8 protein-coding genes and 1 pseudogene are annotated in these 10,828 nt (G+C 59.8%); 7 read left to right on the forward strand and 2 right to left on the reverse strand.

The window, feature by feature from the left end; translation table 11 throughout:
• Window positions 1–63: 63 nt before the first annotated feature.
• Window positions 64–261 (forward strand): annotated as a pseudogene (locus tag NKH29_RS31910) (ArdC-like ssDNA-binding domain-containing protein); the annotation flags it as partial.
• 376 nt (window positions 262–637) lie between these two features.
• Here the strand turns inward: NKH29_RS31910 and NKH29_RS31915 are convergent.
• Window positions 638–1,318, reverse strand: coding sequence for an OmpW/AlkL family protein (locus NKH29_RS31915; RefSeq protein ID WP_352849547.1), 681 nt, complete (start codon window positions 1,316–1,318; stop codon window positions 638–640).
• Between the two features lie 64 nt (window positions 1,319–1,382).
• Between NKH29_RS31915 and NKH29_RS31920 the strand changes: the two genes are divergently transcribed.
• From NKH29_RS31920 to NKH29_RS31945, 6 genes are all read left to right on the forward strand, one after another.
• Entirely contained in the window at window positions 1,383–1,634 is a 252-nt protein-coding gene (locus NKH29_RS31920) for a hypothetical protein (protein WP_353001362.1), read from the forward strand.
• Between the two features lie 893 nt (window positions 1,635–2,527).
• The gene (locus NKH29_RS31925; protein WP_353001363.1) at window positions 2,528–2,677 is read left to right on the forward strand and encodes an iron-sulfur cluster assembly accessory protein; all 150 of its coding nucleotides are present in this window, start codon (window positions 2,528–2,530) and stop codon (window positions 2,675–2,677) included.
• A gap of 247 nt (window positions 2,678–2,924) precedes the next feature.
• Window positions 2,925–4,229 carry a lysine N(6)-hydroxylase/L-ornithine N(5)-oxygenase family protein gene (locus NKH29_RS31930; protein ID WP_353001364.1) on the forward strand — a complete coding sequence of 435 codons (1,305 nt, stop codon included), beginning with the start codon at window positions 2,925–2,927 and terminating at the stop codon, window positions 4,227–4,229.
• 505 nt (window positions 4,230–4,734) lie between these two features.
• Window positions 4,735–5,514, forward strand: coding sequence for a phytanoyl-CoA dioxygenase family protein (locus NKH29_RS31935; RefSeq protein WP_353001365.1), 780 nt, complete (start codon window positions 4,735–4,737; stop codon window positions 5,512–5,514).
• Between the two features lie 22 nt (window positions 5,515–5,536).
• Entirely contained in the window at window positions 5,537–7,852 is a 2,316-nt protein-coding gene (locus tag NKH29_RS31940; RefSeq protein ID WP_353001366.1) for a class I tRNA ligase family protein, read from the forward strand.
• A gap of 129 nt (window positions 7,853–7,981) precedes the next feature.
• The gene (locus NKH29_RS31945; protein WP_353001367.1) at window positions 7,982–8,302 is read left to right on the forward strand and encodes a hypothetical protein; all 321 of its coding nucleotides are present in this window, start codon (window positions 7,982–7,984) and stop codon (window positions 8,300–8,302) included.
• A 382-nt stretch (window positions 8,303–8,684) separates the two neighbouring features.
• Here the strand turns inward: NKH29_RS31945 and NKH29_RS31950 are convergent, their stop codons facing one another.
• Window positions 8,685–10,142 carry an NAD-dependent succinate-semialdehyde dehydrogenase gene (locus NKH29_RS31950; RefSeq protein WP_502911331.1) on the reverse strand — a complete coding sequence of 486 codons (1,458 nt, stop codon included), beginning with the start codon at window positions 10,140–10,142 and terminating at the stop codon, window positions 8,685–8,687.
• Window positions 10,143–10,828: the final 686 nt, after the last annotated feature.

Consider the following 10,828-nt stretch of genomic DNA (forward strand, 5'->3'; position numbering starts at 1 on the left):
CGACTCGCCGCCCACCCCGCTTCCGGGGAAAGGCGCGGCGATTGGCGAGCGGAGGATGAGACGATGCATGCAAACAGCAAGCGTTGTGCCAGCACAGAGGCTGGCGCAGGCAAGGGCGGGCGCCCGGGCGCCAGCCTCTATCAGGAGATCACGGACCGCATCATTGCCGAACTGGAGCGCGGCACCGTGCCATGGGTCAAGCCATGGGGCAGGGCAAAGGCAGGCCTTGGCCTGCCGAGGAATGCGTCCACGGGGCGCCAGCCACCGCTCCTGCAGCAAAAGAACAGCAGCTGTCGCAGCATGGCTGAACAAGGCATCTTGTCGGCGTCGAGGGAGCTCCGTGCTCGCCTTACGCAGGCGCATAGCTCTGACATGACGTCCGGGAGACTGATGCCGGGCAGTCCATCAACAATACCCAACAACCATCCTGATCCGAAGCGCATCTAAGCACGTCCATTTCAGGCGTTAGTCGAGGCCGCATTGACCAGGGGTACCTTCTTGGTCCGCTGGAGGAGGGCGGCCGCCCGTCGACAACGGCTTCTTCAAGTGTCGCCCGTGCAGGGACGACCGTAAAAAAGGGCGCACGAGGCGCCCTTATTTCCGATCGGCTATCAGCAGCCGCCTTCACCTTTCGTTGTCAGAAGCGGTAGGTGACACCTGCGCCTATCAACCAGGGATCGAGCTCCGCCTTTCCCGTCAGCTTCGCGCCGCCGACCGTGACGTCGAAGTCTGGCTTGAGGAAAAGCTTCTTCACGTCGAAGTTGACGCCCCAGTGCTGATCCACCATGTAGTCGAATCCGACCTGCAGCGCGGTGCCGAACGTATTCTTAACCTTGAGAGCATCGGCACTGCCGGCACCCTGGTTATAGAAGATCGTGTAGTTCACGCCGGCGCCTACATAGGGCTTGAACGCGCCTAAATCGGTAAAATGATACTGCAATGTGAGCGTGGGCGGCAGCAGCCAAACCTTGCCGATATTGCCCAGCCCGCCGATCGTACCTTGGCCCCCGATGTTAGCATAGGTGGTGCCGAGTATGAGCTCGGCGGCGATGTTGTCCGTGAAGAAATAGGAGATATCGAGTTCCGGCGTCACGGTGTTCGAATACGAAAGATCGGAGCCGGGCACTGCATTGACGTAGCCCGAATCCTCAGTGAGGACCCCCAACGCACGCAGGCGGATCTGCCAAGGGCTTGGCGCTTCCGTGACCGAGGCTCCCGCCTGCGGGACGCTCGCCGCTTGCGCAAGGTCCGCCGCGACGGCCTGCTGTCCCATCACAATGAGGACAACGGCCGCTGTTACTCCCGGCGCCGCGCGCATTTGGTTTCTCGCCATGATATTCTCTCCTTGCTCTTCAGAAATGTGGACTGAATTACGAAAAATCTTGCTCGAATCGCTTGATATTGGCGGAGCGCTCATGCCCAGTTTGCTTCGCGGCTGCGGCCGCAGGTTCGGCGCGCATGATCATGGGATGATTTCTCCTCTTTCCGTGCCGCAGCGCGTTTTGCGGACTGCGCTGCAGGTGTCGTGCCAAATGAGAAAATCATTTCATAACAATGCGATCACCCTGATGGCGCTGTGTCTCATGTCCGACATCGTCGAAGATCCGACAACGAACGCAGCCGTGACCGCCTGATAGAACCTCCTGTGCCGACTCGGTGGGCACTGCGGAATAAGCAGTGAAGCTCACCGCGAAACTGCCCGAGCTTCGGATCGACATCGGCGACGGGGCCATCGACGACCACTACGTCGCCGGTGTCGGGCGCGGCACAGCCTGAAGACTCCGCGGCGGCGATCATCGAATGCTGCGTTTACGATGGCTCCATCCTGGCCCACCGGTGGGCGCGCAAAAGGCTGCTTTGCAGCCTCATCCCACCGCCTGGATTGAGTCGCAGGGACCGAATGGCGCACGTGCTTTTGGAACCGGCAGAGTGGTCATAACGCAATTCTCTTCCGGCTATCGTTACAGAGATTCGACAATCCAGTTGGTGAAGGTCCCAGATCGCGCAATCATTGATGCGCTCAGGTCTGGGCATGCGCCCATCCGCAACCATCTCATCAAGAGCATCGATCCGACACCAACAAGGAGAATTGCTTCCCCATGAGAGAGGCGTCGCGGCGGACATGAGATTGCGTCACTCTTCATGATCGCGGCCTCCGAGGATGTGGGGATCGAGCCAGTGCAACGGCACGACGGGCGAAGGATCTGGCAGCTCTTGCAACTGCCAACCTCGATGGGAGAAGGCATATCGCGATCTGTCCGGCAGAGACACCAGGTTCTGCACTGTCCGTTCATGAAGACTTCGTGCTCGTCTCCATAAGAGAAGTATTCTGGTGCAGAAGGTGCCCGATTAGCTATTCGGAAAAAGGCGACATCGACGTGCAAATTGGGCGCCGCCGGTAGGCGTCCCCCTCAATGTCGGATTTCCGACAGGATCGCAAATCCGACAACCCATTGTTTAATAAGATTTTCCTTCTCTGGCACGGCCCATGCATGGGACTCTGCGAACGCATCAGCGAGACGTCTCCATGATCATGCGCACCGAAAATGCCGTCGCCGCAGTGAAAACCGCGCTCTTGCCTGCCATCAAGCCGCCGAAAGGCCGGCGCGTCATGGTTGAAGCGGGCGATTGCGCCGGCTTCAAACACCTCAATGGGCCTGGAAAGCTTCTCGCGTGACGGCGACGCGGGCATCCAGACGGGCGGATAGGACATACGTCGTTGCCCCACGTCGCCGGCATGACCCCTCGATTGTCACCGCGCTGGAATGCTCGCGTCTACATTCGACGACCCGAACGCGCTGGACAATTCTCGCAAATCCGGTCGGCACCGGGGCTCGAAAACGCCCGCGAGGGGGCCCAATCGCTGTGGCCGATATTCGCCGCGAACAAGCCGGCTGGTGGGAAGACTCTATAGGAGGAAAGCAGTGGAGTTATCTTGCGTTGGGGTCGGTGCCGGGCCGTCTAATTTGAGCCTTGCGTGTCAGATACACGAGCAAGTTGGGCAAGGGGCACTGTTCCTGGATCGGCAGGTCGACTTCCGCTGGCATCCAGGCATCGCATTCGATTCCTCGGAGCTCCAGGTCAGCCACTTCAAGGATCTGGTCACACTGGTGAATCCGCGATCAGCCTACACCTTCGTAAACTTCCTGCACGAGAACGGGCGTTTGTACCACTTCCTGAACGCACAGTTCGAGGCTGTGTTCAGAGCTGAGTTTGAGCAGTACCTGAACTGGGCCTTCCACAGGAACCCACTTGTCCATGGCGGCGAGACCGTGCACGAAATCCGCTTTGACGGCGCGTTTCGGGTGCGGACCGATAACGCGGTTCTCGGCGCCAGAAACGCCGTGGTTGGCATTGGCAAGCAGGCGCAAATCCCGCCTCAGTTTCAGGGCTGGACTGGACGCAACCTGTTCCACTCATCTGTTTTACTGCACATCCACCCTGAGGTGCGGAGAAAGCATGTCTGCGTGGTCGGCGGAGGCCAGTCGGGAGCCGAGGTGATGTTGCATCTTGTCGGCCTGCCGAAAGAACGGCGGCCTGCCTCGATCACTTGGGTCTCGCAGCGCGAAAACTATCTGCCTCTGGACAACAGCCCGTTCACAAACGAGTTGTTCATGCCCTGCTTTTCGGATCGTTTCGCGGCGATGAGCGAGTCGCAGCGTAAGCTGCTCCTGCGGCGTTTCGTGCTTGCCTCGGACGGCATTTCGGAAAGCACGTTGCGCGCGATCTATCAGGCGCTGTACCGCCACGCATTTTTCGAGCCAAACCGATCCTACATCACACTGCGGCCGGGCTGCACCGTCTCGCACTGCATCAACGCCGGCGCGGGTCACAGGCTGACCCTGCAGCACGGCATGGTCGAGGTCGAAGAAGTCACGGCCGACATCGTCATCCTGGCCACCGGCTACGAGAATGCGGTGCCAGACTTCTTGGAACCCATCGCGCACCGGCTGGAGCAGATCGACAATGAATTAGCTATTCGCGAGGATTTTTCGGTGAGCTGGGACGGACCGCGTGACAGACGCATCTTCGTACAAAACGCGAGCCTCGGGCAGCGCGGCCTGGCCGATCCGAACCTAAGTCTGCTGGCCTGGCGCGCGCGCCGCATCCTCGATAGCCTTCTTGGGCGCGCGCCAGGCGCGAACCCCGAGCATCCTGGCTTCATCAGCCATACCTCGATCGAGAGCTGGCCCGCCCCCGCAGCCGAAGAAATGGGCAGCGGGATATGACTCGTAGACTTTTGATCATCGGCGGTGGCATCCTAGGAATGATGTCCGCCTCCGCTGCGGCGAAGGCCGGAGGCTTCTCCGAAATCATCGTGACCGGACAAGCCCTTGGACCAAGCGGCGCATCGCATTATTCTGGGGGCGTGCATTTCCCCTACGGTTGTCAAGACCGTACCAGGTCGCTCACTCGAAAGAGCGCCGTGGTCTTGGCGGCCATGGCTGGGTCGGCGGTCAGCGGATGGTGCCGGCCTTTAGCGATGCGTGTCGTGGCTGGACCGGGTGAAGCGATTGATCCGGCCCAGTTTACGGAACCCCTGGACCCGGCTGAGCCTGACATAGGCAGTCTCGCGCCGAGCTTCTGCGGACAATATCCGCCGGAGCGGAACGCACTTAGCATCGCCGTCCCACATGACGTGAGTCCGTCTCCGTGGACCCGCAACTTGACCAGCGCCCGACTGCCCTAATTGGGACGTCCGACCAACCATCTTTCCAACAGGAGGCTTTTCGCATGTTGACTGATGCACAAAGAGAAAAGTGGCAGAAAGACGGATACGTCAGGCTCGAAAGATTCTTCGCTCCAGCGGCTCAGGAAGATATCTCTACTTTTGTCGATGATATGTCACGCTGGGATGTCAGCGATGATAAATGGCTCATGTGGTTCGAGAAGACGACGGACAATCGAAAGATCATCTCCAAGATCGAGAATTTTATCGACTTCCATGATCCATTGCGTCGTTTGCTCTTAGAAGATCAGCGCATAAAGTCAGCGGTCGAGGATTTGCTTGGCGAAGATTCGCGCAGGCTCAAGGAGTTGCTGATTTTCCACTACCCCGACAGCGGCGGCTATCACCCGCATCAGGACATTTATCACATTCCACACAAACTCCCCGACCGGATGGTCCATGCGGTGGTTGCCATAGGCATCGACGACTCCGACCCGGAAAACGGCGGGCTTTTCTTCAGCCCCGGCAACCACAAGAAGGGGGTGTTTCCCATGGATGCCGGTGGGGTGATCGATCCTCAAGTCGCCGAAATGTTCTCCTGGGAACCCGTAGTATGGAAGGCTGGCGACGTCTTCATCTTCGACGATTACGCACCGCACTACTCACGACCGAACAAAAGCAATCGTTCGCGGCGGACACTCTACTTGGTATTCCAGCGTGCTTCAACCGGTGGACCGACCCGCGCTGAATATAACGTGCTTAAGCGTGCCCTTAACCCGCCCGAGGGCAAAGTGGCCGATCTCGACAAACTCAAGCCCCCAAATGGCATTTTCTATCGCGATTGAGCTCACGCAGCCAGGCGGAGGCATGCACACGAAACTGATCGACCGCTCAAAAATGCGCGGAGAGTATGGCGTTCTGATTTGCGGGCTCGCGGAGCATCGACCGCAGCCCGTTACGACGCTTCGGCACGTGGATTGTGGAGGTGGTCGCAGGGCGGTCTTCTATGACGCCTACAGCCGGACTGGCGCACCCGTCGTCGCCCGCCTGGGGCCCAGAGCCGGATTATTCTGGCCGAGGCCGGCAACGGGTTGGGCTGCCGCTTCTCTGCGCAACTTGCACAAGAGGCTGTTGCGTTGGCAGCCGAAGATACCACTGCTTCAACAGCTTAGGTTCGTCATGCGCAAACACAAGTTTTCTCGAACCGGGCTGTCGCGCGCGTTCGGTATCGACATGGCCACGCTTGGAACGGGAAGCGCCGGCACGGGGTTTTCGTTCGGTAGGGTGGCACCGGGCGTTACATCCGAGCCCCATCGGCACGACGAAATCGAGGCCTTCGTGATCCTGTCAGGATCGGGCAAGGTCAGGACCGACCTTGGGGAAATCTCGGTCGAGGCGGGCGATGTCGTTCTGTTCCGCCCTTTTGAAGCGCATGTGCTGCGCAACGACGGAAACGAAGACCTAGATTTCGTCGATGTCTACTGGCGAGACGGCGAGGCCGCCTTTGATGCCGCTGCAAAGACCACGGCTCCACGCGGGCCGATCTTCGTCTTCTCCACGCCGCCAACGCCAAATGGCGATCTGCATCTGGGGCATCTTTCTGGCCCCTATTTCGGCGCCGACGTCTATACTCGTTTCCTGCGCATGAAAGGAGTCGAAGCATATCACCTCACTGGAAGCGATGACAACCAGAGCTACGTCACGATACGCGCCGATGCCGATCAATCGACGCCTGCAAACGTGGCGCGCTACTACGCCGGCGAGATTCGCGCCTCGCTTGCACTTCTCGATTGTGACGTCCACAGCTTCCAACCCACAATGGGCGATGACGGTTACGGCGAGTTTCAAGCCGCGTGTTTCCGCAGTCTTCTGAGCAGCACGGCGGTAGATCTGCGCCAGAGCCCTGCGCTTTTCGATGCTGTGACAGGCCACTATCTTTACGAGCCGGATGTTAGCGGCCTCTGCCCCGATTGCGGCGGCTCCGCCGCTGGCAACATCTGCGAGGAATGCGGCGCCCCAAACCTTTGCCACGACTTGGGTGCAGCCCGGTCACGGCAGTCTGCCGAGGCGCCGCTGCTCGGCTCCGTCCGCCGCCCGGAACTCGCCTTGGACCAATGCTACGACAATATCGACCGGCATCTAAGGGCGTCGGGCGTCCCGCTACGGATCTTAGATCTCTTCGCGCGCCTACGCCGACGCGGCAACTTTTCAGTGCCCATTACCCACCCCTCGGACTGGGGCCTGCCGGCCGAAGGGTTCCCGGGGCAAGTGATCTGGGTGTGGCCGGAAATGGCCTTCGGTTTTCTTTACAACATCCAGGCGCTCGGCCGCTTGCTGGGTCGCGACTGGAAGGCGGAGATGCCCGGCAACGACTGGCAGATTGTCCATTTCTTCGGCTTCGACAATTCGTTCTACCACGCGCTACTCTACCCCGCTCTTTACGCCGAGGTCTTCTCCCACTGGACGCCACGCATCCACTATCACGTCAACGAGTTCTACCTGCTCGACGGCAAGAAGTTCTCAACCAGCTGCCGCCATGCGGTCTGGGGCAAGGAGGTTCTGAGCCCAAAGACAGTCGACGTCGTGCGCCTCCATTTGGGCCTGACACGCCCGGAAGGTGAGCGGACGGATTTCACGCTGGACGCGCTGCGCCGCACCGAGAACGAGGTGTTCCAAGGGATTTGGCTGAACTGGCTTGATGCGTTGAACCAGGAAATCAAGCAGGATTTTGCCGGCCGTGTACCCGATGCAGGCGACTGGAGCCCGGTCGACCGCGCCTTCTTTGCTCGGATAGAGATCTATCGCGCGGCGATGGAGCGCGCCTATTCGGACGAAGGCTTCTCGGTCCGGCGCGCGGCCGCTCAGGTCTGCGATTTCGTGCGCGATTGCGTGATCTACCTTCGGGCGCGAGACTATGCGGCGGCGCGACGTTTCTATCCCGCCCGCAATCGGACTTCGCTAGCCCTTCAGACGACGGCCGCTGCGATCCTGGCACCGACACTCGCTCCGCTGATGCCCCGATTCGCCAGAACGCTGGCGCGAGGCATCGATGGCGTCTCAACCGAAACATGGCCCCGGTCCGTCCAGCGCCTTGCGCCCGGGACGCGCTTTGATCTCGGACCCGTGTTGGTGTTCTACGCCAAATCCGGCAATCCTCATCTCGATGAGGAGGAAGCACTATGAGCCCAAAGGTGCACCAGTGAGCTATCCCAATCTCGACCAGATCTGCGCGGCAATCAAAGCCGATGATGCCAAATATCTTTACTCGCTGTCACTGGCGACCGAAGCCGCTATCAGACGGTAGAGACCAGATTGGCGGACCTGAACCAACGCATCGTCGACACCCTGGCCCGCGCCTTCGAGGACCGCTCGGCCGATCGCTTCCCAACCCTTGCTGTTTCGTGCCGCAAATGCCGTGTGGGCTCGACTGCGCTGACCAACCTCTTCGGCATCGCGGGATTCCGTCCTCCAGCCGGTCAAGACTGTCATGCGGTTCGAGGCGCTTGGTCAACCTGGCGCGCCCTGGATCGTGCGCCGATCACCGGACATGTCGAATGCGAATGCCTGCCTGATGGTATCTTCGATTCTGTCCGAGCCTGTACTGGCGCGGCAGTCCGGCCGAAGAACAACTGAGCTACTCACAATCGGAAGGTAGCAGGTTCAAAATTCTGCCCCAGAAACCGGATATTGCGCACAACCAGCGTTCACGATCGGGATGGTGCACAAGCTTCCAACCAGACCCGCGCAAAGACAGCCCGTCGCCTGAAGATAGTCGGCGAGGGCCGCCAAATCCCTCGCAAGCGTATCCTCCGTCACATGCACGCCGTCTTCGCCGACAATGCAGACGCTTGTCTCGTGGAGAGATAAGTCCAGCTAGGGGTGCTCCTTCAGGATTGCGTGTTTGCTCGGGTACGGAGCCGCCCCTCAGTTCCCAATCAAGGAGCGATCCTACAATTCACATATTCGGAGATCGCTCGCTAGGTGACCCGGTCTGTGAATCCTGCAAGCCGAAAATTCAGATGCCGCCCATGCAGAGATATTTCATTTCTAGGTAGTCCTCGAGGCCATGGCGGGATCCCTCCCGCCCGATGCCGGACTGTTTTATCCCACCGAACGGCGCCGCTTCTGAAGACATCCGGCCGGTATTTACCCCGACCATTCCATATTCCAAGGCCTCGGCCACACGCCAGACACGCTTCAGGTTGGAGGCATAAAAGTAGGCCGCGAGGCCGTAGATCGTGTCGTTGGCCTCACGCACGACCTGATCCGCATCTTTGAAGCGAATAATCGGTGCCAGCGGCCCGAATGTCTCTTCTTGCGCGACGGTCATCTCGCTGGAGACACCGGTCAGGACTGTCGGTTGGAAAAACGTGCCATTCGTGCCGATGCGTTTGCCCCCGCATCGAATTGCGCCGCCTTTGGCGACGGCATCGGCAATATGGGATTCGATCTTGGCCAAAGCGTGCTTGTCGATGAGCGGTCCGATGTCCACTCCGGGAGCGAAACCGTCACCAACTTGAAGTTGGCGAGCCCGTTGCACGAATTTCTCGACGAACTCGTCGTGAACGCCCGACTGGACGTAAAGGCGGTTCGCCGAAACGCAGGTCTGGCCGGCATTGCGGAACTTCGCCTGGATCGCACCGTCAACCGCGGCATCGATATCGGCATCATCGAAGACGATGAAAGGTGCATTGCCGCCGAGCTCAAGGCTGACTTTTTTGATCTGGTCCGAGCACTGGCGCATGAGAAGGCGCCCGATCTCAGTCGACCCGGTGAAGCTGATCTTGCGGACCTTGGGATTGGTACAAAGTTCGCGGCCGACCGCGTCACCTTCGGACGCATAGATCAGGTTGACGACGCCTTCGGGAAAGCCAGCCTGATGGGCGAGGGCGAACATTGCTCCCGCCACGAGCGGCGTCTGTTCAGCGGGCTTGAGGACGATCGTGCAGCCCGCCGCCAAGGCTGGCGAGATTTTGCGCGCCACCATCGAGGCCGGGAAATTCCATGGCGTTATCGTGCCAACAACTCCGATGGGCTGCTTGATTACCAGCATTCGGCGGTCCATCGATGGTGCGGAGATCGTCTCGCCATAGACGCGATTGGCCTCCTCGGCGTACCATTGCAGATACGCCGCAGCATGCGATATCTCCGACTTGGCTTCGGCAAGCGGCTTGCCCATCTCCGCGGTGAGAATCGCGGCGAGATCGTCGGCGTGGTCGATGATCAACTGATGCCATCGCCATAGAACGTCGCTGCGCTCACGTGCGGTCAGCCCTGCCCATCCAGGCTGCGCGACATAGGCCTTGTCGATCGCAGCGCATGTCTCCTCGACACCCATGTCGGGTAGTTCTGCCAGCACTTCGCCAGTCGACGGGTTGAGGACCTCGAATGTCCGCTCGCTAATCCGCGTGCTAAGTGCCGGCAGGCGATCAATGGGTCCAAACAGGTCGGGGGATCTCAGGTGACGGATCATCGGCAGGCACAGGGGCAATACCGGATTCCTCCTCAACGCAGCAGGTATATATAGCAGGTGCGGTGTGTACTCCGCGACGTCCGGCTTCCTTATAGGGCCTCGGCCAGACAGCTGCTAGACCACGGTACCCGACTGGAAAGGGAGAATACCCTGAATACGCTAGAAGATGCCTCGCGGTTCTACTTGTCGAACGACTGAACAACGGACATCGGCTTCGCCAGCCGCGCGGAGTGGATGCTGGTGGCCTGCGCCTACAATCTGCGGACCACGAATCGGCGACTCTATCCACTCGAAGAGAGGCTGGCCTGAAGAGCGCACCCCAATATCGACGCCTGAACCGGCAAATGCCTGGCAAGGCCCGCGAAAACCGCTCCTCGCGGCTTTAAACAGATCCCGTTTACCGGGCGAGCGCCCGCAAGATGAGAAAGAGGATGGAGAGGAACAGGGTGGCGAAGGCGCGCCAGGTCTTCCCTTCTCCCATAAGGAGGCCTTTGCACAGAATCGGATTGGTGATTCTGTGGCGTGGTCGCTACGGGAGATTCGCGGATGGTTGATCGTGTGCTTGGTCAATTGAGCTTGGCGGACGGCCTTGCGGTGTCGAATGAGACGATCTTCGATCTTGTTGCGAAGGAGATCGACTGGGGTCCGATCGACGGGCTTTTGGGCGCACGCAGCGGAGCCGGGCC

Source organism: Mesorhizobium sp. M1295 (assembly GCF_040318135.1).
GTDB lineage: Bacteria > Pseudomonadota > Alphaproteobacteria > Rhizobiales > Rhizobiaceae > Mesorhizobium.

Excerpts from the sequence above, each read along its gene's own strand:
- NKH29_RS31915 (WP_352849547.1), bottom strand. The coding sequence starts at position 1,318 with ATGCGCGCGGCGCCGGGAGTAACAGCGGCCGTTGTCCTCATTGTGATG.
- NKH29_RS31925 (WP_353001363.1), top strand. The coding sequence starts at position 2,528 with ATGATCATGCGCACCGAAAATGCCGTCGCCGCAGTGAAAACCGCGCTC.
- NKH29_RS31935 (WP_353001365.1), top strand. The coding sequence starts at position 4,735 with ATGTTGACTGATGCACAAAGAGAAAAGTGGCAGAAAGACGGATACGTC.
- NKH29_RS31940 (WP_353001366.1), top strand. The coding sequence starts at position 5,537 with ATGCACACGAAACTGATCGACCGCTCAAAAATGCGCGGAGAGTATGGC.
- NKH29_RS31950 (WP_502911331.1), bottom strand. The coding sequence starts at position 10,142 with ATGATCCGTCACCTGAGATCCCCCGACCTGTTTGGACCCATTGATCGC.